The sequence below is a fragment of the Nocardia exalbida NBRC 100660 genome, from assembly GCF_000308575.1.
GTDB lineage: Bacteria > Actinomycetota > Actinomycetes > Mycobacteriales > Mycobacteriaceae > Nocardia > Nocardia exalbida.
In genome coordinates this window covers 1-23,793 of sequence record NZ_BAFZ01000061.1, presented here as the reverse complement: position 1 = coordinate 23,793, position 23,793 = coordinate 1, and the positions used below count along the sequence as shown (strand labels likewise).

General features: G+C 66.7%; 24 protein-coding genes. 6 read left to right on the top strand and 18 right to left on the bottom strand.

Annotation, left to right across the window (positions count from 1 at the left end):
- Nucleotides 1–179: 179 nt before the first annotated feature.
- The 11 genes from ON29_RS14060 to ON29_RS14010 all read right to left on the bottom strand — a co-directional run bounded on the left by ON29_RS14060 (nucleotide 180) and on the right by ON29_RS14010 (nucleotide 12,581).
- Nucleotides 180–1,457: an MlaD family protein gene (locus tag ON29_RS14060; protein WP_051175190.1), complete on the bottom strand. Its 1,278-nt coding sequence runs from the start codon at nucleotides 1,455–1,457 to the stop codon at nucleotides 180–182.
- Nucleotides 1,454–2,563, bottom strand: a complete 1,110-nt coding sequence (locus ON29_RS14055) for an MlaD family protein (RefSeq protein WP_040866709.1) — start codon at nucleotides 2,561–2,563, stop codon at nucleotides 1,454–1,456. Before ON29_RS14055 ends, ON29_RS14060 begins: the two co-directional genes overlap by 4 nt.
- Entirely contained in the window at nucleotides 2,560–3,663 is a 1,104-nt protein-coding gene (locus tag ON29_RS14050; protein WP_040866708.1) for an MCE family protein, read from the bottom strand. Before ON29_RS14050 ends, ON29_RS14055 begins: the two co-directional genes overlap by 4 nt.
- Complete coding sequence (locus ON29_RS14045; protein WP_083863480.1) at nucleotides 3,660–4,730, bottom strand: MCE family protein; 1,071 nt, start codon at nucleotides 4,728–4,730, stop codon at nucleotides 3,660–3,662. The genes ON29_RS14050 and ON29_RS14045 overlap by 4 nt, the downstream gene beginning before the upstream one ends.
- A gap of 4 nt (nucleotides 4,731–4,734) precedes the next feature.
- Nucleotides 4,735–5,772, bottom strand: coding sequence for an MCE family protein (locus tag ON29_RS14040; protein WP_040866707.1), 1,038 nt, complete (start codon nucleotides 5,770–5,772; stop codon nucleotides 4,735–4,737).
- A complete protein-coding gene (locus ON29_RS14035) occupies nucleotides 5,769–7,061 on the bottom strand; it encodes an MlaD family protein (protein WP_040866706.1) in 1,293 nt (430 codons plus the stop codon). The genes ON29_RS14040 and ON29_RS14035 overlap by 4 nt, the downstream gene beginning before the upstream one ends.
- Before the next feature lie 4 nt (nucleotides 7,062–7,065).
- Entirely contained in the window at nucleotides 7,066–7,920 is an 855-nt protein-coding gene (locus tag ON29_RS14030; protein ID WP_040866705.1) for an ABC transporter permease, read from the bottom strand.
- Entirely contained in the window at nucleotides 7,920–8,786 is an 867-nt protein-coding gene (locus ON29_RS14025) for an MlaE family ABC transporter permease (protein ID WP_051175189.1), read from the bottom strand. Before ON29_RS14025 ends, ON29_RS14030 begins: the two co-directional genes overlap by 1 nt.
- A 114-nt stretch (nucleotides 8,787–8,900) precedes the next feature.
- Nucleotides 8,901–10,592 (bottom strand): nitric oxide reductase activation protein NorD, encoded by a 1,692-nt coding sequence (locus ON29_RS14020; protein WP_040866704.1) that lies wholly within the window; start codon nucleotides 10,590–10,592, stop codon nucleotides 8,901–8,903.
- Entirely contained in the window at nucleotides 10,589–11,407 is an 819-nt protein-coding gene (locus tag ON29_RS14015; RefSeq protein ID WP_040866703.1) for a CbbQ/NirQ/NorQ/GpvN family protein, read from the bottom strand. Before ON29_RS14015 ends, ON29_RS14020 begins: the two co-directional genes overlap by 4 nt.
- A gap of 1 nt (nucleotide 11,408) precedes the next feature.
- Nucleotides 11,409–12,581 (bottom strand): spirocyclase AveC family protein, encoded by a 1,173-nt coding sequence (locus tag ON29_RS14010; protein ID WP_040866702.1) that lies wholly within the window; start codon nucleotides 12,579–12,581, stop codon nucleotides 11,409–11,411.
- A 222-nt stretch (nucleotides 12,582–12,803) separates the two neighbouring features.
- Here ON29_RS14010 and ON29_RS14005 point away from each other — a divergent pair, with 222 nt between their 5' ends.
- Both ON29_RS14005 and ON29_RS13995 read left to right on the top strand, forming a co-directional pair.
- Entirely contained in the window at nucleotides 12,804–13,406 is a 603-nt protein-coding gene (locus ON29_RS14005) for a TetR/AcrR family transcriptional regulator (RefSeq protein WP_040866701.1), read from the top strand.
- Between the two features lie 775 nt (nucleotides 13,407–14,181).
- Nucleotides 14,182–14,481, top strand: coding sequence for a hypothetical protein (locus tag ON29_RS13995; RefSeq protein WP_040866699.1), 300 nt, complete (start codon nucleotides 14,182–14,184; stop codon nucleotides 14,479–14,481).
- Between the two features lie 709 nt (nucleotides 14,482–15,190).
- On the opposite strand, the gene ON29_RS13990 is transcribed toward ON29_RS13995, so the two are convergent.
- Nucleotides 15,191–16,369, bottom strand: coding sequence for a hypothetical protein (locus ON29_RS13990; RefSeq protein WP_157172774.1), 1,179 nt, complete (start codon nucleotides 16,367–16,369; stop codon nucleotides 15,191–15,193).
- Nucleotides 16,370–16,688: 319 nt separating this feature from the next.
- On the opposite strand from ON29_RS13990, the gene ON29_RS13985 reads away from it, so the two are divergent.
- Nucleotides 16,689–16,919: a DUF6400 family protein gene (locus ON29_RS13985; protein ID WP_040866698.1), complete on the top strand. Its 231-nt coding sequence runs from the start codon at nucleotides 16,689–16,691 to the stop codon at nucleotides 16,917–16,919.
- 122 nt (nucleotides 16,920–17,041) lie between these two features.
- Here the strand turns inward: ON29_RS13985 and ON29_RS35805 are convergent, their stop codons facing one another.
- Nucleotides 17,042–17,500, bottom strand: a complete 459-nt coding sequence (locus ON29_RS35805; RefSeq protein ID WP_157172773.1) for a hypothetical protein — start codon at nucleotides 17,498–17,500, stop codon at nucleotides 17,042–17,044.
- Nucleotides 17,501–17,563: 63 nt separating this feature from the next.
- Between ON29_RS35805 and ON29_RS13970 the strand changes: the two genes are divergently transcribed.
- Both ON29_RS13970 and ON29_RS13965 read left to right on the top strand, forming a co-directional pair.
- Nucleotides 17,564–18,532 (top strand): AraC family transcriptional regulator, encoded by a 969-nt coding sequence (locus ON29_RS13970; protein ID WP_040866695.1) that lies wholly within the window; start codon nucleotides 17,564–17,566, stop codon nucleotides 18,530–18,532.
- 146 nt (nucleotides 18,533–18,678) lie between these two features.
- The gene (locus ON29_RS13965; protein WP_040866694.1) at nucleotides 18,679–19,059 is read left to right on the top strand and encodes a peptidase inhibitor family I36 protein; all 381 of its coding nucleotides are present in this window, start codon (nucleotides 18,679–18,681) and stop codon (nucleotides 19,057–19,059) included.
- 181 nt (nucleotides 19,060–19,240) lie between these two features.
- Here ON29_RS13965 and ON29_RS13960 read toward each other — a convergent pair whose 3' ends face one another.
- From ON29_RS13960 to ON29_RS13940, 5 genes are all read right to left on the bottom strand, one after another.
- A complete protein-coding gene (locus tag ON29_RS13960) occupies nucleotides 19,241–19,642 on the bottom strand; it encodes a PPOX class F420-dependent oxidoreductase (RefSeq protein ID WP_040866693.1) in 402 nt (133 codons plus the stop codon).
- A 191-nt stretch (nucleotides 19,643–19,833) separates the two neighbouring features.
- Nucleotides 19,834–20,310 (bottom strand): hypothetical protein, encoded by a 477-nt coding sequence (locus tag ON29_RS13955; RefSeq protein WP_040866692.1) that lies wholly within the window; start codon nucleotides 20,308–20,310, stop codon nucleotides 19,834–19,836.
- Nucleotides 20,311–20,696: 386 nt separating this feature from the next.
- Nucleotides 20,697–21,269, bottom strand: a complete 573-nt coding sequence (locus tag ON29_RS13950) for a TetR/AcrR family transcriptional regulator (RefSeq protein WP_040866691.1) — start codon at nucleotides 21,267–21,269, stop codon at nucleotides 20,697–20,699.
- 206 nt (nucleotides 21,270–21,475) lie between these two features.
- On the bottom strand, nucleotides 21,476–21,976 hold the full coding sequence (locus tag ON29_RS13945; protein ID WP_040866690.1) for a DUF3830 family protein: 501 nt from the start codon (nucleotides 21,974–21,976) through the stop codon (nucleotides 21,476–21,478).
- Nucleotides 21,977–21,986: 10 nt separating this feature from the next.
- On the bottom strand, nucleotides 21,987–23,228 hold the full coding sequence (locus tag ON29_RS13940; protein ID WP_040866689.1) for an aspartate aminotransferase family protein: 1,242 nt from the start codon (nucleotides 23,226–23,228) through the stop codon (nucleotides 21,987–21,989).
- Nucleotides 23,229–23,378: 150 nt separating this feature from the next.
- On the opposite strand from ON29_RS13940, the gene ON29_RS13935 reads away from it, so the two are divergent.
- Nucleotides 23,379–23,793: aldehyde dehydrogenase family protein (locus ON29_RS13935; protein WP_040866688.1), on the top strand; the 415-nt coding region annotated here is incomplete at its 3' end.

Below are 23,793 nucleotides of genomic sequence, written 5' to 3'. Positions count from 1 at the left end.
CGTCCATCACAGTGCGACCCACGGCACAGTAACACAGTTACTCTCGGCGGATCGGAAACTTGCTCGTGGGAGAAATGAGGGCATCGGGCGAGTTCGAAGACCTCGCGGTGGCCTGCGTCCTTCCTTGCGACCGGGATTGCCTCGAGGAGTTCGGTGTACTCGGCTCGCCGTGCTGTGGGTCATCGGGGGACCGCGACAGGGGCGGAGGGGCCGCCGTAGGGAGTGGGGATGGACAACGGCCCGATCGGCGGGGGCGCAGCGGTCTCCAGCGGATCACGCCGCGGGGCGGGAGGCACGGGGTCGTCGGTCGGGCGTGGAGCGTTGCGCGCGCCGCGGGGAATGAGCGTGGTGTCGGGGTCAGTGCAGTCCGCGTGGAGATACGGCTCGGCGTAGTCGGGCACCGAACCGGGGCGTCGTGGCACGTGGTAGTCGCAGGCGTAACGGGGGTAGATACTGGCCAGTGCCCAGACTCCCCCGTCGTGGAATGCCGACGTGACGGCGTCGAGCGCTGATCCGGTCCGCTGCTGGGGAAAGAAGAATTCGTCGAGGGCGGGGATCCGGGAATAGGCGACCTGGGAGACGGTGACGAGGTTGCCCAGGAGTTGGACCATGGTGGGTGAGTTCTCCGCGAGGATGGCGTCGAGGGCCGACAGCATCGGCGGTGTCTGTGTGACGAGTTGTTCGAAGCCGCCGGTCATCGAGGAGACGCCGCCGAGTGTGGCCGACAGGTTCGCCGCGGTGGACCGCAGGACGGCACGCCCGTCGTGCAGGGTCGCCAGCACGACTCTGCTGTTGTGCAGCAGGTTCACCGTCTGGGGCAGGACCGCGTCCAGCGTCGAGACGAGAAAGGCGCCGCCGTCGATGATCGCGGCCAGTTTGTCGGGGCCGGCCCGGCCGACGCCGAGTTCGCGGGAGATCGCGGCGAGTTGGGCGGGATCGATCTGAGCGAGTGTGCCGCTGAGGCTTTCGAGCATCTCCGACAGCGGCACGGGCGTGGAGGTACGGTCGGCGGTGATGACAGCGCCGTCCGCGAGGTACGGACCGTCGTTGGTGGTGGGCAGGAAGTCCAGGTACTGCTCGCCGGCCGCGGACAGGGCCGCAGCCCGGACGGCAGCGGATGCGGAGATCCGCACATGCCCATCGATGGCGGCGACCGCGATCACCTTGTCCCCGGCCACATCGACGGTCTCGATGCGCCCGACGCGGACTCCACGCAGTGTGACGTCCTGCCCGGGGAGCAGCCCGCCGGACCGCACCAGTTCGACACGCACTCGATACGGTTGGTCGAGCGGGTCGATATCGAGGGTGCCGATGAGGAGATATCCGCCTGCGCCGACGAAGATCGCCAGCAGACCGGCCAGTGACATCGCGAGCCGGTGTCGATGCGCGCGCCGGATGATGCCCACGAGCAGCCGGGCGGGCCGTTCCCCTTTGCCGGGGTGGGAACTCGTGGTCATCGTGGCGCGCCGTACAGCCGGGTGCCCAGTCGATCGAGCATGTGCTGCAGCGAGCCCACGAAGGCCGTCCAGTCCGTGGCGTCGGGAAGCCTGGCACCGGGTGTGCCGGGGAAGCCCGGGTCGGGGACCGCGCCGACGGCGAGCTGGGCGACGTCGACATCGACGTGCCCGTTCGGGCCGCTGATCATCTTGATGACGATCCCCAGCATGGTGTTCAGCTCGTCCAGGTCGGCTTCCGGGTTGACCGCCGCGGCGTTGAGGCCGGCGGCCAATTGATCGAGGTTGACTGCCATGCTGGTGTCGTTGGTGCCTTGGAGGCTGGGGAACCGCGCGAGTTGCGCGGTGATCGTATAAATGCGGTCGACGAGGGTGACGAACGAGTCGGTGTTGTCGGCGAGGACCCGCATGGCGGGTCCTGCCGCGGCGACGGTGTCGGCGAGGGTGGCTTGCTGGGTGGCGAGGGTCGCGCCGAGATCGGCCGCGGAGCGCAGGACGTCGTCGATTTGCGCGGATCGGGCCGAGAGGGTGGCCAGCGAAGTGCGGGTCTGCTCCAGCAGCGCGGCGAGTCGCTCGCCGCGGCCCCCGACATATTCACCGAGTGCGGAGATCACTCGGGTGAGGTAGTCGATGGTGCCGCCGCTGACCAGAAGCGACGCGCGAGTGAGCATTTCCTCGATCGTGCTGGCGGCCGAGGTCGACTCGATCGGAATCGTTTGCCCGTCGCCGAGCATCGCGGTTCCCGGTTCCGGGGCCGGAGGTGGTTTCAGTGCGACGAATACATCGCCCATGGGTGTGGCCGATCTCAGCTCTGCCGAGGCGCCTACGGGCAGGTGCACCGCGGCGGTGATGCGCAGGGTCACCACGGCGGTGTAGTCGCGCGCCGACATGGATTCGACCTGGCCGATGTCGGCGCCGTTGAGTTTCACCTTCGCCTTGGCCGGCAGGTTGAGGGCATTACCGAAAGTCGCCGTCAGGGTGTAGGTGTCGCCGCTCGACCCCGGGGCGGGCAACGGTAGCCGGTCCAGTCCGGTGGCGCATCCGGTGGCCGACAGGGCGAGCGCGGCGACGGTGGCGAGGAGGAGGCGCATGTGCTTCGGTCGTGTCATCGGCCCTGCTTTTCCGCCAGTCCCGCCAGGATGGCGGTGATCCCGAAATCCGGTCCCATGTCCCGCATGGTGCCGGTCGCACAGCCGAGATCGTTCAGCTGCAACAGATTGCAGACCTGCTTGACCATCTGGCCGTCGAGCAGAAGCCTGTTGATGTCGACCGCTGCGCGTAGCGCGCCGACGTTGTGGTCGATGGCGTTGTAGGCGTTGTCGGTGACCAAGGGAAACACGTCGAGGAATTCGGCGAGGTTGTAGTCGTAGGCGGCCAGTGACGTCGACAGGGTGTTCGCGTCGGTCGTGAACCCGGCGATGGTGTCCCGGTGGCGGATCAGCAGGTCGGTGACTTGCGCGATGATCCGGTTCAGTGCTGCGCCGGCTGTGCCTGCGCCCAACTGTTGCTCGGCCAGGAAATCGCTGAGTTGCGCTACAGCGGAGCCGAATTCGCGCAACGTCCGGTCGTTGCGCGCGGCTGCCGCGGTCAGGGCGTCGAGGTTGGTGACGACCTTGGTGATCGCGTCGCGGGTGGCGGCGCCGTGGCCCTCGCCCGGTTGCAGCGCGTGTGCGAGTTCACCGAGCGCGGCGCGCATGTCGTCGCCGTTGCCGCTGGTCGCCGCGGCGCCGAGGTTCATCAGGTCCGCGACCGGGCCCGAGCCGGCGCCGTCACCGCCCAGGGAGGCCGACAGTTTCTGCGCCATCGACAGCAGGGCGTCGAACTCGACGGGAGTCTTCGTGCGGGTCGTGTCCAGCACCGCGCCGTCGCGCAGGGTGGGCCCACCCCGGTAGACCGGTGTCAGCTCGACGTGGCGGTCGGTGAGTATCGAGTCGGAGATCGTGACCGCTTGCACATCGGCCGGAAGCCGGGTTCCGCTGTCGATGGTCATCTCGACTTCGACGTCGGTCCCGCGCGCGTCGATGCGGACGATCCGGCCGACGCGCATCCCGAGTACCGATACCGAGTTGCCCTCGTAGAGGCCGTTGGCGTTGGCGAAGCGGGCCGTGAGGGTGGTGGTGTCCGCGCCGGGTCCGGCCGAGCATCCGGCCAGGCAAGCGGCGGTCAGTGTGACCACGGCCAGTTTGACGGTGGCGAGAGTGACACTCATCGGCAGTCCTGTAGGTAGGGGGCTTCGCCGACCGTGACAGCGGTGGCGCTCAACGCGCACATCCAGGAGTCGATGAAGGCTCCGTCGGGGGCGTTGGCGTTCAGCTCCGCTCCCGTCCCGGTGGCGTTGGCGAACAGCCGCCACGGAACCGGAAGGATCTGCAGGATGTTGCGCAGCAGGTCGTCGTGGCCGGCGATCATCGCGGTCATGTCGTGCAGGTCGTTCAGCAGTTGCTCGATCTCGGCATGCTCACCGACAGCGACGGGTTCGAGCCGGTGTACCAGGGTGGTCGTCGCTTCGAGTAGCCGACGCAGCGCGGCTTGCCGTGCGTTGATCTGCTGCAGCACGGTGCGGCCCTGCCCGATCACCGCGGCCAGGCCGGCCCGCTGTTCGGTGATGACGGCGCTGACCCGGCCGGTGCCGGCGAGCAGTGCGCCGATCTGGTCGCGACGCTGCGCGATGACGGCCGACAGGGATCGGACATCGCGCAGGATGCCGGGGAGCACGGATGGCACGCCGTCGAGTTCGCGTGACAGAGATGTCATCGACCGGGCGATCTGGTCGGCGTCGAGTTGATGGAAGGTGGTGGTGGCGTCTTGCAGGGCGGTCTCGAGGTCGTAGGGGACGGTGGTGCGGGACAGGGGAATCCGGTTGCCGCGAAGCTCGCCGGTGCCGGTGGAGCGAAGCTCGACATAGCGGGAGCCGAGCAGGGTGGTCAGTTTGATCGCGGCTTCGGTGTCCGCGCCCAGGGTGACGTCACCGTTGTCGATCGTCATGGTCACCTCGACATGGTCACCGGCCAGCCGGGTGCCGGTCACCGTGCCCACGGGGATTCCGGCCCAGGTGACCGCGTCGCCTGCGCCGATACCCGCAGCTTGGGCGAAGTCGGCGCGGTAGGTCCGTGAGCCGAGGTGTAGCGAGTTGAGCACGACCACGGCGACCAGCACCAGCACCAGCGAGACGACGGCGGTGAGCCCGATGCGCAACGAGGTGTCCACTTCGGCCACAACGCCTGTGGTGCCGGGAAGCCGTGGGCGGCGGGTGATTGAGCGCAGTTGTTCGATCATGGTTCTACCTGCAGATGGCGGAGTTCTGGGAATGGCCGGAGGGCGAGGTGGCGCCCAGGATGCGCGAGATCACCGGGTCGACTCCGGGGACGAGACCGAATCCGATGTCGCAGACATAGGCGTTGACGAATGCGCCACTGTCGGTGGCGCGGACCATGGATTGCAACAGCAGCGGAAGGTTGAATCCGAGGTAGGCGAACCGTTCCCGGCCATCGACGAAATGTCGTGCGAAGCCGGGCTCGCGACGGATGAACTCGTTCAGCGACGGGGCGGCGCCGTCGACGACGCTCGCGGCATCGGACACGACGGTGGCGATGCGGTCGGTCTGCTCGATCAGGGTGTCGCGGCGGGCCTCCAGTGCATCGAAGAGTTTGCGGGTCTGGGCGAGGGCCGTCCGCATTCCGGTGCTCTGCGCTGCCAGGGTGGTCATCACCACCGAGAGGTTGTCGATGAGTGTGCCGAGGATCTGGTCGGGTCCGGCGAGGGATTGCGCCAGAGTCGCGGTTTCGGTGATCAAGGCGGCGATCGCGCCGTCGTCGCCTTGCAGCGCTCTGATCAACGCGGCGGTCAGGTTGTCGACGTCCTGGGGGTCGAGGGTGCTGAACAACGGCTGGAATCCGTTGAGCAGACCGGAGATATCGAAGGACGGTTCCGTGTGTTCGAGCGGGATCTGCGCGCCGGGCGCGAGCGGTGTCGCGTCCCCGAAGTCGGACAGGCTCAGTCCGAGGTAGCGCTGCCCGATCAGATTCTGGTAGGTGACCGAGGCCAGGGTGTTGCCGTAGACGGTTTGGTCCCGGTGCAGCCGGAAGGTGACCTCGGCGTGTGGTCCGTGGATGTCGATGGCATCGACTCGGCCCACCCGCACCCCGGCGACCCGGACGTCATCACCGACTCGCAGTCCGGAGACATCGGTGAACACCGCGGAATAGGAGTGGGTGTCGCCGGTGACGTCGCGTCGCAGGGTCGCCTGCACCATCCACGTCAGCAGGGCGGCGACGAGCAGGAACGCGGTGAGTCCGGCGAGGTCGCGTTTATGTTTCACCGTGGTTCTCCTGCCGGTGGTGCGGGGGCGGCCGGTGCGGTATCGGCAGGCGCGGTTGCGCGGTCGGCGAGCGACTGCGGGGTCAGGCCGAGCAGCTCCGCGAGGCCGACGGATTCGGGCGGCAGACCCAGGCGCTCGGCGAGACGCCGTCGTTGCTCAGGTCCGCTCACCGGTGGGTCGAGGGTGCCGATGACGGGCGGGCCCGCGGCAGGGCCGTTTTGGCAACTCGCGCCGGCCAGTTCGCCGTAACGGGGGCAGTCGGTGCGGGTGTACTGCTTGTGCGGGGTGAGCTCGACGATGACTTTGGCGGTGCCGCTCTGGTCCTCGGCGTTCCAGAAATCGTGAGTGAACACTCGTGCGACTCGGGTCTGGGATGTCGTCATCTGGACGAAGTTGCCGCTGCCTGCGGCCAGGATCTGCAGGACCGGCCCCATTCTGCTGTTGAGGTCGATGATGGTGCCGGTCCGATTGGTCATCGCTGTGCCGACCCGTTCGCTGGTCGCGATGCTGCCGGTCAGCAATTCCGCCAATCGGAGTCGCTGCTCGGCCACGCTGCGCATGGGCCCGACCGCGTCGTGCAGCGCGGCGAGGAGATCGGGTGCGGACTGCTGCAACCCGTGCACCGCCTCCGATAGTCCGGTGAGCAGGGGCGATTCACCGATAGAAGTCGCCTCCGCGTTGTAAGCGCGCACGATTCGCTCGAGCTGGGCCGCTGCTGCCAGCGCGTCCTCACCCCGGCCCCGGGTCGCTCGCTCGACGGTTTCCAGGATTCCGACGGTGGGGTCGGAGCGGGGTCGCCCCACGGCGGCGACGATGTGGCTCAGCGCGGTCAGTGAGGTCTGTAGCTGCACGCCGGCGCGGCTGTGGTCCTCCGGGATCCGGGCCCCCTCCGCCAGGGCGGCACCGGGGCCGTTGTCGATGAGCTGTATCGAGGGCACAGCGAAGACGTTGCTCGGGACGACACGCGCCGTCACGGTCGCCGGAATCCCGTCGGCGTGCTCGGCCAGCAGATCGATACGCACCGAGTTGGCCCGGCCGTGGGCTGCCGGTACCACTTCCCGCACATTGCCGACCAGCACGCCGCGGTATTTGACATCGGACTTGCTGGGCAGTCCGTCGCCGACATCGATCAGTAGCGCGGTGACTTCGACAGTCCGCGCGAACCTGCCTTCGGATCGGGCGATCATCGCCGCGACGGTGGCCGTGATGACAGCCAGGACGACCAAGCCGCGCACGAACAGCGCCGCGTTGGACAGGTGCCTGTCGTCGGATTCGAAGACGATCGCCATCGCGCTACCCGCTGATTCTCGAACCGGCGTCGAAACCCCACAGCGCCAGCGTCATCAGGAGATTCACCGAGACCATCACGGTGATGCTCGCGCGCATCGCCCGCCCGGCCGCGACGCCGACCCCCTGCGGGCCGCCGCGCGCGTAGTAGCCGTAATAGCACTGGATCGTGGTGGTGACGATGACGAACACGATCGCTTTCAGCAGCGAGTAGGCCACGTCGGTGCCGCTGAGCACGAGGTCGAAATAGTGTTCGTAGGTGCCGAACGATTGGCCGCCGAGGAGCCCGACGAACAGCTCCACAGCGAGGTAGTCGGCGGCCGATCCGGCCAGGAACAGCGGGATCATCGCCACGACGGATGCGACCAGCCGCGTCGAGACGAGGAACGGAACCGGGCGGATCGCGATGGAATCCAGAGCATCGATCTCCTCGGAGATCCGCATCGCGCCCAGCTGTGCGGTGAACCGGCAGCCCGCCTGCGCGGCGAACGCGATGGAGGCCATGATCGGAGCCAGCTCACGGGTCGCGGCGGTCGCCGCGATCATCCCGGTGGCGGCCTGCATGCCCAGCAGTTTCAGCGCGTTGAATCCCTCGATACCGACGATGCCGCCGGCGGCGACGCCCAGGATGATCATCACCCCGGCGGTCCCGCCGCCGACGATGAGCGAGCCGTTCCCCCAGGTGACGTCGGACAGGATTCGCATCGATTCCCGGCTGTAGTGCCGCAGGGCCAGCGGGATCGAGATCACGGCGCGCACGAAGAAGGTGAACATGTGCCCGAGCCGGATGATCCCGTACCACGGTGGTCGCGCCAGCGCGATCACCGTCCGAACTCCGGGTGGGAGATAGGTGGTGGCCATCAGAGTGTCGTCCTCGGGAAGAGCATGGTGTAGATCTGGGTGAAGCCGAGATTGATCACCATGAGCACGACGACGGAGGCCACGACAGCGGCGTTGACCGAGTTCGCGACACCTCCTGGACCGCCCCGGGTGTTCAAGCCCTTCTCGCATGCGATGACCACGACGATCACCCCGAACACCGCGGCCTTGACCATGGCCAGGTACAGATCACCCGCGGTCGCGAAGGAGGAGAACGTCGCCAGGTAGCTGCCCGGTGTCCCGTCCTGGACATAGACGTTGAACAGGTAGCCTGCGAGGAATCCGACGAAACAGCTGACACCGGTAAGGGCCATGGCGACGACGATTCCCGCCGCCAGTCGCGGCACGACGAGCCGGCGCAGCACCGAGATGCCCATGACCTCCATCGCATCGATCTCGTCGCGGATCTTGCGTGAACCGAGATCCGCGCACAGCGCCGAACCCACCGCTGCCGCGAGCAGGATGGCGGTGACCAGCGGAGCCGACTGACGGATCACGGCCAAACCGCTCGCCGCCCCGGCCAGCGCGGTGGCGCCGACCTGCCCGGCCAGCAGGCCGAACTGGATGGAGAGCGTCGCGCTGATGGGCAGGGCGACCGCTACCGTCGGAAGCAGTGAGGTCTTGACCATGAACGCTGCTTGCGCGACGAATTCGCCGAAAGGGAAGCGACGTCCGGCGACGTCGGTGAGGAGATGGCGAAAGGCGTGCCGACCGAGTGCGACCTGCCGTCCGACGGTCTGCAGCGCCGCGATCGGGTGCCGCCGTGCGTACTCCTTCGACCAGTTCTTGATCTCGGCGACCGCGGTGGGCGCGGCTGGAGGGATATTCGGGGCCTCATCGAGTGTCACTATGAGCCTCCCTTTTGGTGTCGACGTGATCGGAGTCGCTAGGGGCCGCCACGGATCGCCCCTGTCGATGCGCGCCAGACGGCGGTCGGCCTTCGGGTCGGACGCGCTTTGTCGTCAGCGCGATTTGGGTGCGGCGAGTTCTCGAAGGGACGACAGGAACAATTCATCCATTCGCGGACTGAGTTCGCTCAGCGTGGTCGCGCCGGCGTGACCGGTGGAGCCGAAGACACGTTCGAGGGCGTCGGTGGTGGTGGCTGCGCCGATGGACAGGCACAGGCAGGCGACGCCGTCGGCGCGCAGTTCTTCCAGGGCCTTGCGGGCGTCGGCTTCCGCGTAGCGGCCTTCGTAGCCATCGTCGTAGGGAAAGCCGTCCGAAAGGACGACCAGCAGCCGGTTCGGCGTACCTGCTTCGTTTTTGAGAATTTCGCCTGCCCCGCGGATGCCGGCGCCCAGACGTGTGTAGTTCGAGGGTTGGAGTTGGTTGAGCCGGGCTCGTCCGACCGCGCCGAACCGCTGGTCGAATGTCTTGATCGCAGGTAGGTGGACAGCGTGTCGGCCCTGCGAGCGAAATGCGTAGACAGCGACGCGGTCGCCGAGCTCTTCGAGCGTGAGGGCCAGGGTGGCGGCCGCCCGTCGCTGATGGTCGTGGACGGTCAGGCCCGCCGGATCGGTGTCGGTGGCCGATCCGGAGGCATCGAGCAGGATGAGGACGCCGAGATCGCGCTCGAGTTTGCGGCGTTCCAGGTAGATGTTCTCCGCGGGCGAGTATCCCGAACGCAGATCGACCACGAGATCGATGAGCGCCTCGATATCGAGCTCGTCACCGTCGGGGCGGCTGCGCAGCACCTTCGAGCCGAGGCCGATGCGAGACAGGCGTCGCCGGAGCACGTCGTCGTGCGGGACACCGGCGGCGGAGATGTCGGCGGCGACTGTCAACGGGAAGTCGATGACCCGGCACCACTCGGGTCGATATCGCTGGGAGTGTACGTCCCACTCCGGATGAAGGGCGCCGCCTACTCCGAGCGCGGCGCCGGGCTTGCCGTCTACGGTGAAACCGATACGCGTGGGCAGAGGCCGGGCATTTGCTCCCACCTTCTGCACCCGCCGGACGGCGCGAACTTGCATCTCCGCGCCTGCCGCTCCGTCTCCCGCGGAACGGGAGTTGCCGAACAGCTTGCGTAACCGATCCGACAGAGCCCGCGAGTCGAACAGAGGATTCTCGAACAATCTGAGAATTCTGCTTCCAGCGGCCTGCTCGTTGTCGCTGTCATCGTCGTCGGCCTCGGGCAAGTCGATGGGATCGAAATCCAACCGCAGCTCCTTGTCGGTGGCCCGTGCACCCGGGCCGGCTGTCGGTGCCAGCAACGGGGAAGGTTTGATGACACCGAACCACTCGGGTGGATCGGCAACCGGCACACGGCCCACGGCCACTTCGAGCGACTCCTCGGCGGTCGCGGTGCCGGGTGGCTCATAGGGACCGAGTGTTGTTGCGAGAGGGACCTTGTCGCCGAGTTCGGCGAGCACTCGGCAACCTTCCAGCGCCAGGTAGCGGCGCGCTACCGTGGGGCGTGCCCGCAGCGTCCTGACCAGATGCCGATCCAGGCTCCCCGCGCCGAGCAGGGCGGTCTGGACCAGCATCTCGCGGCGCTGTTCCGCGGTGGACCGATCTGCCGAGACGAAGACGGTCCGACCGTCGGTGTGAGCGGCTCGGCCCGCGGGTGCTTCCGCCACATCGACAGACCGACCGGCGACGAATGTCGCGAGGAGCCGGAAGCGGTCGAGGTTCGCCGGATTCGAGGCGTTCATGTCCGTGGCAGGACGGCGTCGGCGAGTTCACCGAGGGCACGCACGACGTCGGGATCGTCGGAGAGGGCCTGGACGACGGCCGACTGGACGGCGCTGCGCAGGCTCAGCCCCTCGGCTACGAGACCACCTGCCAGGATCAACAGCCGGGTGGAAGCGACTTCGCGCAGCGGTGCCCCGTCCAGGTGGCGAATCGCGTGACCGAGTGAGACCAAGGAACGCGCGACGTCGGATCCGATTCCTGCTTCGTAGGCGACCACTTCGGTCTCGATATCGACGGGTGGGAAGTCGAGTTCGATGGCGACGAAACGCTGGCGGGTCGACTCCTTGAGGCTCTTCAAAACGCTCTGATAGCCGGGATTGTAGGAGATCACCAGCTGAAAGCCCGGGGCTGCTCGCAATGTCTTGCCGAGGCGATCGATCGGTAGTTCGCGCCGGTGGTCGGCGAGGGGGTGGATGACCACGGTGGTGTCCTGGCGGGCCTCCACCACTTCGTCCAGGTAGCAGATGGCGCCCTCGCGCACGGCCCGGGTCAGCGGCCCGTCCACCCACACCGTTTCACCGCCCTGGAGCAGGAACCGGCCCACCAGGTCCGCCGAGGTCATGTCCTCGTGCCCGGCGGCGGTGATCAGTTCGCGACCGAGCTCGTGTGCCATGGCCTCCACGAAGCGTGTCTTCCCGCATCCCGTGGGGCCTTTCAACAACACCGGCGAACCGCGGCGGGCTGCGGCGTGGAAGACCTCTACCTCGTCGCCGACCGCCCGGTAGAACGGCGCCTCCAGATCCTGGAGTACGGCGGTGTTTCGACTGATCGACATATCAATTTCCTCGCTCGAAGGGAACGACTTGCGGAAGTTCTTCCCCGTCGGGGAGAACGAGCCGGCCTTCGGGATCGATGTAGCCGGTGTTCTTGCCGGGGATCGGCAGAACAGGATCAGGACACAGCCGCCCGGTTCCTTCACCGCAGATGCCCATGTCGAAGTACGAGCGCTTCTGGATGTCCTCGGGCCAGGGGTCGGCATTCATGCCGAACCACTGAGCGGGAAGGTTGTAGCACACGAAGAAGAACACGCTGCACGCGGCGAAGATCGCCAGGAAACGGGTGAGTTGCTGCCGCGCGAACCCACCTCGGACATGTTCCAGTCCCCGCTCGACGAATGTCCGGCCACGGTCGTCGGTGAAGTAGCGTAGTGCGCACAGACCGGCCTGGACACCTCCCCACATGAGCCCTTCATAGATCGGCCATTGGTAGTAGGTACCGGCATTGATCGACAACGATTGGATCGCACCGGGATAGGTGAAAAGACCCATCGGCATCAGGAACATGCCCTCGATGACGAAATCGAAGAAGAACGTCCACACGATCAGAACGCCGATCAATCCGAGGTTGCCGATATTCGGCCATTTCGCCTTGGCCCGGCGCATGATCCAGCATCCGAGTATCGTGCACAGCAGAACTCCGTACGAGTAACCCGCCGCATTCATCAGCAGCGGTTCCGCCATCATCTCGCCCGGTTCCCCATACGACCGCCAGCCCGGAACGTGCTGCACCCACGAGCCCCGGTTGAACATCCAGGTGTTGTATGTGCTCCAGGTGTTGAAGTAATTCAGCAGCGGATCCTGGAAGAACAGCAGGCCGCAGGCCACCAGTAGCATGCCGTCGGTCGTGATCCGCCGCTCCCGCCGCCATGGCCTGACGATGAAGTAGTAGACGCCGATCGGCCAGCCGGCCAAGACCACCGCTGTCCACGTGATCAGGACGGTCTTCATCCACACCGGCGGATCGCTCGGCCCGGTGGGCACCCGCACGAAATAGGGCCCGGTCGCCCAGCGGATCCACACATACAGCTGGAACGCAAGGATCGCACCGCCGAGAACGGCCCAGATCCGGACCGGCTCGACCGTGGACCGAACCTGGGTACCGAGCGTGGCCACTCCGCCGAGCGACTCGGTGACGGGAGGTGCGTTCTTCCTGTTCGACAGTCCGCTCATGACACTGTCTCCTTCGGATAGTTGCAGGACAGCGCTCACGCATCCGTGCGACCAGGGGGATACGGATCGGCGATGAGCTCGATGTAGCAGGGACCGTGGTCGACATCGTTCGACTACGGAGAAGTCATCAAGTGCCCTCCGTCGAGGGCCTGTCCAGCCAAGATACCACTTAGTATCTCACCATCCAAGTAGTTTCTGAGATCCTCCGCTACACTGACCCGTATGGTCGAGCGATGGACGTTGGAGCGCCGCCTCGAGCGCACCCGTTCGCTCCTTCTGGATGCCGCCGAGGCGGTGTTCGCCGAGAAAGGCTTCACGGCAGCGACTCTCGACGACATCGCGCATACCGCGGGTTACACGAAAGGCGCCATCTACAAGCACTTCGCCACGAAGGAAGACTTGTTCTTGGCGCTGAGCGACCGGTACTTGCGTCGCTATTTCGACACTTTCGCCGAAGTGCTCTCCTCGGTGTCGGAAGTGGGAGCGCGCGAACTCGACGCGATCGCCCAGCGGTGGCGTCAACTCGGTCACGACCGCGGGACCGATCACGCCGCGCTGGGCTACGAGTTCACGTTGTATCTGCTTCGCAACCCCGAGGCCCGGGAACGCGTAGCGGCCAAAAGGGCCGAGGCCGTCGAGTCACTGGGCAGGTTCATCGCCGAGGGCCTCGACCGGGTAGGCGGAACTCTGCTGATCCCCCCGCTGACGTTCGCGCACATGCTCATCGCCACCAGCGACTCGGTCGTCCTCGGGAGCCAACTCGACGACGTCGACCTCTACCGGCCGATCATCGAAATGTACGTGTCGGTGATCAAGTTGCCCTGACCGCGCCGACACCCCCTGCCGCCGACACCGCACCCCCGGGGGGACGTGGCGCCCACCCGCGCCGATAGCGTGAGAATGACGGCTCCCGCCCGCCCACCGCGCTGACCGGCTCCGCACATTAGGCGACGCTCAGCGCGGTCGGCAGCAAGTGAGGCTTCGAGCGCGGCGGGTGGAGTTTCCGGCAGCACTGCCGGACCTGCTCGATCAGCGAGTCACCCCGAGCAACGCCCGTTCGACCACAGTGGCGACCACCTCGGTCACCTCACCGGATTCGATCACCGCGCCAGTACTGCACAGAGGCAGTGACCGGCGGCCGGTCGCTCGTCCGGATCCCGCCCACCAGTGATCCTCCACGATCAGACAACACCGGGAGTCGGCACCGACGGAAGCCGACCGGCAGGCGATGTTCGTCAGGCCCACCCGCGCGGCAGTGGAGGAGCAGTGGCCGCGGTTGGTACACGCCGACATCCGGGAGGGCACGCGGGGTAGCCGACAGCCCGGTTGCTCCGAGCCGGGATCAAAACTCCCCCGCTACGAGATCGGCTCCGCCGCACGGCGATACGCGACACCATGAAAGATATCGACCGATTCGATCATGATTTGTATCCGAAGTGAAGATCAAATGGTGTTACCTCGGCACAATGTATCGTTAGCCAACTATTAACGGTGATTATCCCCACAATAAGAGAAGTGGATTTATAGATCTCTTTTTCCTAACGTTGCTGGTGCACGCCCCCATGGCGTCGTTATCCAACCGTGAAAGGAATCTTCGTACATGTTCTCTCGCAAGGCCCTGATCGCCGCCACCACCGTCTCCGCCGCCGCCCTGTTCTTCGGCCCGGTCGCGGTGGCCTCCGCCGCCGGTGCCGGCGCCGCCGGTTCCGCTGCCACCGGCTCCGCTGCCACCGGTTCGGCCGACGGTGGCTCGTCCACCGGTTCCGCGGGTTCGTCCTCAGGTTCCGCCATGCTCGACTCCGGCAGCTCGGCACTCGACGGCGGCACCTCCGCGATCGTCAACATCATCGATGCGATCACCGGCGTCCGGGACCTGAACCAGCCCCCGCCCGCCGCCTGATCCGGTCCCGGTAGATCACCGCTTCCTCCGAGCCACCGCTCGGGACCGGCATTTCTTCTCACCGCCACGCTGCGCATCAGCGATGCACGCACCATTGCAGTGTATTTGCCAGATTTTGAATATTCATTCGACGTGCCAGCGTAGCCACGGCGGATGAACCCCGGCAATTACATTTGCCCGCCAAGGAGATAGCGCCCTCGCGCTATGAGCGCGTGGCTTCCTTGAACACCAGCCGCGGGACCTGTTGCGAACTCGAATCCACTCGCTACCAGGAATCGCGAACACCATGGATCGGCGCCACGGCCGACCAGACGATCGCCGCGATGGCCCACCGGCGCCGCATTTCATTCCACCGGCACCACGACCAGCCCGGACACCGTGTCAGAGCCGTGACATTTCGGCACGATCCGACTATCGGTGCCCGCCGGTTGACCGCACACGAGCCCGCGGTCACTGCCACAGCCGAGCCGCCGCCACGAACCTCATCGACCTCGCAACCGACCATCAGGACTCGGACCGCATCCGATGGTCCGGCCCCGCCGGGCTGACGGGCGATACGGCCGACAGTGGAGTCATCTCAGCCACCGGACGCCCGGAGTCCCTCGAGCCCTGGTGGTGCACGAAGGGCCGGGGAACAGCGGACCGCGGCATGACGCGAACTCGTACTCTCCGAAGGATGACTACTCGTGTGTCCGGATCACCGCTTGGATCAGCCTCGCGACTGGCGGATGGCAGAGGTGCTGCGCTGACGCGCGCGCACGCGCCGAACGAGTCCGCGGACCATCGGGAACCAGAGCAGGGTGAGGACCGTCAGCGTGAGCGCGTGCCAGACTACCCGCCACCACCATTGGACCACCGGCGGGAACGATGTCGCGGTGCTGGCGAGCGGTACGGCGAAAGCCCAGGCCAGGAAGGCGTCACCGATGGGGAGGGCGCCGAAGGCGTAGCGTTTGGAGTTGCCGGAAGTGACCGGTACGCCCAGACTTTCCCCGAGGCCGGTGAGTGGACCGGAGAGGGAGCGATCGCCGTGTACTCGGGCCGCACCGATGGCGACCACGGTGGCCGACGCGCTGATACCGAGAACGAGTGGCCCGGAATCCACATCGCCCGCGCCGCTGCGGCCGTGCGGGTACTCCCGCACTCCTGGCAGGCCGAGTGGGGTATCGATGAAGAGTCGGCGGAATGTGCTGTACTGCTGTCCGGCCCACGCGGGGTCTATCTCCGGCAGGAACCGCTGGATCATCGATTGTGACGAGCCGCGCGCACCCTCCATCACGGGAGTCGCCTGGTGCGGCAGTAGACCGGTCGCCGGGTCCAGGCGTGAGCGAGCCGAGGTGAGCCATTCGGCGATCACCGGCTCGAAATGCGGTCCGAGGATGCGGTCGTGCAACCTCAACGCGGACACGGCCACCACGCTGTCGACCGGCCAAGCCTGACCCGGATACGCCGCGAGGAACGGCCCGTCCATACCGAAAGCGACCGCGAGTCCCTCGCAATCCGCGATGAATTGCGCCGTCTCCGGCGCACCGGCACCGGCGAGTTCGATCACGTCCCCACGCAACCGGCTGGACCATCCGACATAGAAGACCCCGTAGGCCGGGCGCAGCCGCGCATCGAAAACCGCCCGTGCCGAAGCCGATCCCAGACGCTCCAGCGCCCAGCGTGCCTCCCGAAGCGCCTCGTCCCGATACGACGTGTCGCCACGCGCGATATCAGCCCACGCCAATCCGTACAAGACGTGGGAGAAGAAATAGCCCTCGGGGAACATGCCCTGCATCTCCTCCCCGAGCCGCGACCCCAATTCCGCACGAAGAAACCGCAATTGAGCGATGACATCGGCACGCGGCTGCTCTTCCCGATACAGCCGCACCTGCGGGACGAATAACACCAACGTGAGCAGAGCCGCGACGGCGACATATATCGCGCGCAGAACGGTCCTCTGTGATTCTGGGTTCCGGCCGGCCGCAGAGACCCGTGCGCAGCCGCGCTTGTACCCCATGCGGCCGGAATCTATCAGAACCCGTCCCCCGCTACTTTGCGCCGTTCGAATGTGCAGGTCAGATGCCTACGCGGGGGTCGAGTACGCGCATCGGCGTCAAATGTGACGAAGTCCGGCCATGGAATGTGATGCAGGCCATTGCCCGGGAAAGGCACGGTTGGGCATTGTCAGCAATTCGTCTCGGAAAGAACCTCGTTGGAGATCCCGAATGACCGACCACAATTTTGCTTACGACCTCACGCTGGACGAGGCACGACGGCGCAGCGCCGTCCTCGCGGCACTCGGGGACGACTGGGATCCCGTCGCGGTGCTCGCCGAGGAAGACCTGGCGTACGACATGCTGTACTCGAATCTCGATGATGAGCAGCAGCGAATCTACGAGGAACTCGTCCAGTCCGGGGTCCTGCCCGATCGGACGACGCGCGATACCGCCCACTGATCTCACCGCCGAGCACAAACCACGGTTCGTTGTGTTACCTCCGGCTGTTGATCCGGATTGCGGTCGCCGGGCGTATTTCTTCGGCGGCGCGGGCCGCGGCATGGTGGCGCGAGGCCCGGTAGTCAGGTAGACGCTGGTGGGTTCGGAGGTCGAACGCTGTTGATGCGCAGGAGAGCGACCCCGTCTTCGAGTCCGACAGCGAATTCGGCGTCCCCCGTCGAACACATGCAGGTGATGTCGGCGCCGAGGTCGAAGCCGGCCGGATGTTCACCGGATCGTAGGTGCACCATCCGCAGCATCCTGCCGAATGCCACTGCTACGACGACGCGGCCGTCTTCGAACCTTGTGGTCGCCATGTGGCAGGTCGCCGACGCGTTCATGAGGCGACCGGGGTCGCAGTCGATCGCCGGACCTACCGTGATCCCGGTCTTCGGATTCCGCAGTCGCAGCGTCCAGTCGTCAGTATTCGCACATTCGGCCGACACCGAGCCCAGCCGGGAATTCCGGACGCCGGTGAAGCGTCCACAAGACGCACTGCGGAATGCGAAACCTGATGCGTGCCCGCAGGTGTCGACGGACAATACCTTCGACATCCACTGATCAGGCCCGGTCGCGCGGCGCCTGCTGCTTGGAGGGCAGTCGGAATGTTCGTCGAACCGCTGTCGGGGCATCGCTATTTTCGCACCGCCGACCCCGAGGTAGCCCGGGCGGGGATGAGCGGCATTCTGCGTGAGCACCGGCTCGACCCGGGCGCCTCCACCATGGAGGCCAGCTGCAATGTCGTCCGGTACGGCGATGTCGGCCTGGTCTACAAGCATTACGGGGTTCAGGTTCGGATCCGAACCGAACCCATCGAAACCTTCCGCCTGGTTCAGATACCGCTGGCCGGGTGGGCCCGGGTACTCAACGGGACCGCGGATATCGCCTCCGACCCGGCGCTGGCCTCGGTTCCGGACCCGGACGCGCCCCTGGACATGAACTGGCACGAGAGCAGCAGGCAACTCCTCGTCCGATATGACCGTGCCGCGTTGGACGACCATTTGCGGCGGATGCTGGGCCGGCCGCCGGATCGTCCGCTGCGGATGGCCATCGCCATGCAATTGCGGTCACCGGCCGCCCGGACCTGGTTCGAATCGCTGCGCATGCTGCAGGCCGACGCCGAAGGCCCCGGCCTGTTCCTGGATCCGCGGCTGCGGCCGCAGATCGAGCAGCTGATGATGTCCCAATTCCTGCTGGCCCAGCCGAACAGTTACTCGGAGCTCCTGCTCGACGGCGTCCCAGGAAAGTCGACGCCGCGTCCCATCCGTCTGGCCGAACAACTCATTACCGACCATGCGCACGAAATGCTCACCGTCACCGATATCGCAGAGGCAGTAGGACTTTCGGTGCGGAGCCTGCAGGAGGGCTTCCGCCGATACCTCGACACCACACCGACGGCGCGATTGCGTGAAGCCCGGCTGGTGGGCGTGCACTTGGCGCTGGCCGCCGCGGACCCCACCGTGGCCACGGTCACCGCGGTGGCCGCGGACTGGGGGTTCTGGCATCTGGGCCGTTTTTCGGCCCTGTACCGGCGGCGATGGGGTGTGCCGCCGTCGGTGACGCTGCGCGCCTGACCCGCCGCGCAACGCCGAACCTGCCGCGCGGCCCGGACAGAACTCGCGCGAGGTGGATAGTCGCGGGCGGCCCGGCCCACCCATCATGGGTGCGGTGGATTTCCGCCGCATCGATACTCGATCCCATCGGCTTCGAAGGGTCAATCATGTTCTCACTCACACTGTTTCGCCGTCTCAGCATCGCGGCGGCGGCCACCCTCGCGGTCGCCGGGTACGGCGCGGTCCTCGCGCCGACGCCGGCGTCGGCGGCCTACGACTGCCCGGGCGGACTGTTCTGCGGCTACGACCACCGCAACGGCACCGGCATGTTCGTGCAGGTCGACAACAACTGCCTGCTACACGACATCGGTAACGAAGGAAATGGAGATCGTCTGAGCTCGTATTGGAACCGCACCGGCAAGACGGTCGGCGTCTACAACTGGACCGGTCAGGAGTGGCAACTGCTCGTCTCGGTCCCCGACAACAGCAAGGGCAGTGTGCCCGCCGGCGGTGACAACAAGGCCGATGCGCTGCGGGTCTGCGACTGAGGGTTGCAATTTGCCTACTCGATAAACCCTCCCGGCGCGCAGCCGGGAGGGTTTACTGTCGGGCGGCGGATTCGACACTGCGACTATTCGACGCCGGGACCGGGTGATGGTCGCCTCGTCGGCCTGCGCATTGGCGTCGAAGAACTGGGGGCGCCGCGGCGGATGGGATCACCATGGTGCGTCACGATTCGGCGCGGCGACTGGTGAAGTCGAAGGATCCGCCGTCGATGCCCCAGGAGATGATCCGTTCGGGGTGAATGCGGATGACCGCGCGCTCCTGGGGTGGGAACGGCGGCTCCTCGTCATCGAGCGCCTCGGCCGTGCCGCGGACCTCGATGCCGCGGATCACGTACGGCTCCGATGAAACCTGTTGGTCGATCACGAACGACACCCGGCTGCCCGCCTCGACATTGCGGTACTTCCGACTGGCACGCATCCCCATGCCCCCGATGTCGATCGTGCCGTCGGCGTTCACCCGATAGCTGGTCGGGTTGTTCTGCACAACACCGTCGGGCGACACCGTGGCCAGCCGACCGATCCCGGCCTCGGCGAGGAACTGCTGTTCATTGATGGTGAAGGTCATGACCGTTACTCCTTGGTGAATTCGATATCAGGTGTGCCCGGCGATCAGCCGGAAGTTGTCGGACGGAGGAAGCGCGGGCTGTTGCCTGCCGCGTCCCGCGCGACTTGCGTGAGCGGGACGGCGACGGCGGACTTTCTACTGGTGCGCCGACCACCTACTCCGCGCGACCCCGCCTACCCCGTGTTCGGAGATCAGAACAGAATCAGCGCGGCGCACAGTCCGGCAATGGCAATGAACTGGAGGGTGACCCGGTACTTCAGAATACTGTCCCACTTGTCCTGCAGCGCACGGGCATTGGCCGGGATGATGCCACTCTGCGCGGCGGCGGTCTGCTGGGAATTGATCGGCTTGGCGATGCGGACGTAGAAGGCGAGCCAGGTGAACAGTGCCGCCACCGTGATCCCCGCCGAGACGGCGGCGCCGATCTGCCCGGCCAACAGTGCGATCAGCAGCGTGAGCACGGCGGTGACCACACCCACCACACCGACAACCGGCATGCGCTTGTCGCCGTAGTAGTGACCCCAGCCCGCACTCATGGTCACGGCCGCGTCATCGAGCTTGCGGTACACGGACCGGGTGATCACGGCCACGCTGACATCGGTGCCATAGACGATGGCATTGGAGAGAACTGCGGCGGCGGCGATGACCTGGCCGGTGAGAATGAGCATTTCGACTTCCCTTCCCAAATTTCTAGCATCGTTAGGAACTAGAGCAACGTTAACATTCGTCCGCTATGTTGTCTAGCCTTGCTAGATTTCAGAGCGCGCGCCGCACCACCGGCTCCTGCGCGCTGCATCAACTGCGTCATTCATGCACGCCGCGGCAGACTCTGGTGCCTATGAAGCCATCGGGGCATATCCCGGTGCGCAGCCTCGCGAAGTACGCGAGGTGTCCGACAACGGGCTACTGCGCCATCAGGCAGACAGTGAGACTGCTGCGCGGCGGCCGCCCGATGGTGTTCGCGGGTGGAGTTCGGCACGACGGCGCTGGTGGGGACAGCGTCCGCGCCCGTGCGGTCGACCAGCGGCTGAGGACCCGCGCCTTCGGCAGAGGCCTATCGGGTCCATTGGTCGAGCAACACCGCTAGGCGGGCATCCCGCTGAGCCGGCCGCAGACGTCCACCGCGATCCAGGGTCGCCAGGCCGTGCAGGGTGCTCCAGCCGACCTCGGTGAAGGTCTCCGGATCATGCTCGCCCGCGAATGGCGAGAAGGCGGCGAACATGACGGCGAATGCGTCCCGCAGCGGCTGCGAGGCATTCTCGCCGAACGCGAGGTTCACCTTCATCAGGAACATCGCGTCGTAGAGCGCGGGCCGCGCGGTCGCGAAGTCGAGATAGGCCCGCGCCACCGCCGCCAACGCTGCGCGCGGCTCGCCGCCCGCGGACTCCAACGCCGCGCGGCTCCACGCGGCCATCTCCGCGATGCCTTCCTCGGCGACCGCCGTGACGATCTCGTCCTTGCCCGCGAAGTGCGAATACAGCACAGGCTGGCTGTATTCGATCCGTTCCGCCAGCCTGCGCACAGTCACCGCGTCCCAGCCCTGCGACTCGGCCAGCTCCCGAGCGGTGTCGATGATCAGCCGGTGCCGTTCCGCGCGTTCTCGTTCTCGCCGCGTCTGGGTCGTCATAGGTCGATTTTAGCATTGCTATACCATCTAGTGTCACTAGATCTGAGATTCTTCAGCACAGAATGACGGCCTCGGCCGCAGCCCGCGCCGGGTCGACCATCGCGCCGATCGAAGCGGTGTTGATGACAATGCAGCCCTTGACGGATCGAAGCCCGCCATAGCGGCGAAATCTGTTGACCCACTTGCTCCCAAACTGCCGCGAGGTACTAGTCGGATTCCCGCGCGAAGGCGAGGGTTTCGCCTTCGACTCCGCGCAACCACAGGTTGTTGCAGGCCGCGGCGATATCGGCGAGGCCGTCCTCGATGGTGGCGAAGACGTTGCCGGGGATCCAGCCCTGGTCGCCGTTGATCAGGAGGTTGTTGCGGCCGTAGAACAGTGCGAGATCCGTTGCGCCCTGGGCGTGGTGGGCTTCGGACCCGGGCTCGTATCCGTAGGCCGGGTTGCCGATCTCCCACGGTTCGAAGTCGAACAGGCACACGTCGCCGGGAATCGGTGTGACGGTCGGGTTTTCGCGGTGCGGTGCCGCGACGATGCGCGGCACCAGCGTGTACACCTCGTTGCGGGCGTACTTGGCGTGGAAGGCGTCGCCCTCCTGCGGCAGCGCATCCCACACCGCCGCGCAGGTGAGCGGTGCCTCGTCCTCCAGCAGCCGGGCGCGGCAGCGCACCCCGGCCTTGGTGAGGGTGATGGTGACGTAGCGGGCCATCGGTGTCTCCCTACAGTTCGTCGAGCACGGTGGACCAGATGCCGAGGGCATCGTCGACCTGCTCGGCGGTCACGATCAGCGGCGGAATCATCCGGACCACATTGCTGTAGGCGCCGCAAGTGAGCAGCAGCAGGCCCTTCTCGTGCGCGAGCCGCTGGGCGGTGGCCGCGGTCGCGGTGTCCGGTTCGCCGGTCGGCGTGGTGAATTCGATGCCGACCAGCAGGCCCAGGCCGCGCACGTCGCCGACGGCCTTGGTGGCACGCTCGCGCGCACCGGCGAGCAGCTGCCGGCCGCGCTCGGCGGCGTTGTCCACCAGCCCTTCGGATTCGATGACGTCGATGGTGGCCAGCGCCGCGGCGCAGGCCACGGCGTTACCCCCGTAGGTGCCGCCCTGCGAGCCCGGCCAGGCCTTCTCCATCAGCTCGCGGGAGGCGGCGATGCCCGACAGCGGGAAGCCGCTGGCCAGCCCCTTCGCGATGGTGATGATGTCCGGGCGGACGTCGAAGTGCTGGTGGCCGAAGAACTTTCCGGTGCGTCCGAAGCCGGTCTGGATCTCGTCGAACACCAGCAGGATGCCGTGCCGGTCCGCGCGCTCGCGCAGGCCCTGGAAGAACCGGGTGTTGCCGGGGATGTACCCGCCCTCGCCGAGTACCGGCTCGACGAAGAACGCCGCGGTCTCGGCGGGGGAGGTGAGCGTGGTCAGCAGGTAGTCCAGCTCGCGCAGGGCGAAGTCCGTGGCCCGCTCCTCGCTCCACCCGTACCGGTAGGCGGTCGGGAACGGGGCGACGTGCACACCGGCCATCAGCGGGCTGAAGCCCGCGGAGAACCGCGTGCCCGAGGTCGTCATGGTGGCGGCGGCGACGGTGCGGCCGTGGAAGCCACCGTGGAAGACCACGACATTCGGCCTGCCGGTGGCCTGGCGGACCAGCCGCAGCGCCGCCTCGATCGCCTCGCTGCCCGAATTGGCGAAGAACAGCGAATCCAGTCCGTCCGGCAGCACGTCGCCCAGGCGCTCGGTCAGCGCCAGCAGGGGCTTGTGCAGGACGGTCGTGTACTGGGCGTGGATGACGCTGGCGATCTGCTTCTGCGCGGCCTCGACCACGCGCGGGTGGCAGTGCCCGGTACTGGTGACACCGATCCCGGCGGTGAAGTCGAGGTAGCGGCGGCCGTCGGTGGCGTAGAGGTAACAGCCCTCGCCGTGGTCGACGGTGATCGGTGTGGCCTGCTTGAGGACGGGGGACAGTGCCGTCATCGTGATCCGCCTTCCGGAGCGTGGCGTCGGTACCTGGCTGGCCGCAATCCACAACCACCTCATCGGTCATTGTAGGATTGTTGACAATCTGTATAGCATGGGTCCGAAGCGTCGGGCAATGCCCTCGACCGACCGGGAGGAACGATCGCCATGCTCACCGAAGCCGCCCTCACATCCGCCGAGCAGGCCGCCATCGACAGCGTGCCCACCGGCCTCTACATCGGCGGGCAGTGGCGCGAGACGGCGGCGACCATGCCGGTCACCGATCCGGCCACGGGCCGGACGCTGCGCACGGTCGCCGATGCCGGGCCGCGGGACGGTCTCGCCGCACTGGACGCCGCGGCGGCCGCGCAGGCCGACTGGGCGCGCACGCCGCCTCGCGAGCGCAGCGACATCCTGATGCGCGCGCACCGGATGCTGCTCGACGAGGCCGATCGGCTGGCGCTGATCGCGACCCTGGAGATGGGCAAGCCGCTGGCCGAGGCGCGGGGCGAGGTCGTCTACGCCGCGGAGTTCTTCCGCTGGTTCGCCGAGGAGGCCGTGCGGCTGGACGGCGGCTACATGA

Excerpts from the sequence above, each read along its gene's own strand:
- ON29_RS14010 (WP_040866702.1), bottom strand. The coding sequence starts at position 12,581 with ATGAGCGGACTGTCGAACAGGAAGAACGCACCTCCCGTCACCGAGTCG.
- ON29_RS14020 (WP_040866704.1), bottom strand. The coding sequence starts at position 10,592 with ATGAACGCCTCGAATCCGGCGAACCTCGACCGCTTCCGGCTCCTCGCG.
- ON29_RS13955 (WP_040866692.1), bottom strand. The coding sequence starts at position 20,310 with ATGCTCATTCTCACCGGCCAGGTCATCGCCGCCGCCGCAGTTCTCTCC.
- ON29_RS14060 (WP_051175190.1), bottom strand. The coding sequence starts at position 1,457 with ATGACCACGAGTTCCCACCCCGGCAAAGGGGAACGGCCCGCCCGGCTG.
- ON29_RS14005 (WP_040866701.1), top strand. The coding sequence starts at position 12,804 with ATGGTCGAGCGATGGACGTTGGAGCGCCGCCTCGAGCGCACCCGTTCG.
- ON29_RS14030 (WP_040866705.1), bottom strand. The coding sequence starts at position 7,920 with ATGGCCACCACCTATCTCCCACCCGGAGTTCGGACGGTGATCGCGCTG.
- ON29_RS13985 (WP_040866698.1), top strand. The coding sequence starts at position 16,689 with ATGACCGACCACAATTTTGCTTACGACCTCACGCTGGACGAGGCACGA.
- ON29_RS13960 (WP_040866693.1), bottom strand. The coding sequence starts at position 19,642 with ATGACCTTCACCATCAATGAACAGCAGTTCCTCGCCGAGGCCGGGATC.
- ON29_RS13970 (WP_040866695.1), top strand. The coding sequence starts at position 17,564 with ATGTTCGTCGAACCGCTGTCGGGGCATCGCTATTTTCGCACCGCCGAC.
- ON29_RS14050 (WP_040866708.1), bottom strand. The coding sequence starts at position 3,663 with ATGAGTGTCACTCTCGCCACCGTCAAACTGGCCGTGGTCACACTGACC.
- ON29_RS14015 (WP_040866703.1), bottom strand. The coding sequence starts at position 11,407 with ATGTCGATCAGTCGAAACACCGCCGTACTCCAGGATCTGGAGGCGCCG.
- ON29_RS14055 (WP_040866709.1), bottom strand. The coding sequence starts at position 2,563 with ATGACACGACCGAAGCACATGCGCCTCCTCCTCGCCACCGTCGCCGCG.
- ON29_RS14045 (WP_083863480.1), bottom strand. The coding sequence starts at position 4,730 with ATGATCGAACAACTGCGCTCAATCACCCGCCGCCCACGGCTTCCCGGC.
- ON29_RS13940 (WP_040866689.1), bottom strand. The coding sequence starts at position 23,228 with ATGACGGCACTGTCCCCCGTCCTCAAGCAGGCCACACCGATCACCGTC.
- ON29_RS13945 (WP_040866690.1), bottom strand. The coding sequence starts at position 21,976 with ATGGCCCGCTACGTCACCATCACCCTCACCAAGGCCGGGGTGCGCTGC.
- ON29_RS13965 (WP_040866694.1), top strand. The coding sequence starts at position 18,679 with ATGTTCTCACTCACACTGTTTCGCCGTCTCAGCATCGCGGCGGCGGCC.
- ON29_RS14035 (WP_040866706.1), bottom strand. The coding sequence starts at position 7,061 with ATGGCGATCGTCTTCGAATCCGACGACAGGCACCTGTCCAACGCGGCG.
- ON29_RS13995 (WP_040866699.1), top strand. The coding sequence starts at position 14,182 with ATGTTCTCTCGCAAGGCCCTGATCGCCGCCACCACCGTCTCCGCCGCC.
- ON29_RS13950 (WP_040866691.1), bottom strand. The coding sequence starts at position 21,269 with ATGACGACCCAGACGCGGCGAGAACGAGAACGCGCGGAACGGCACCGG.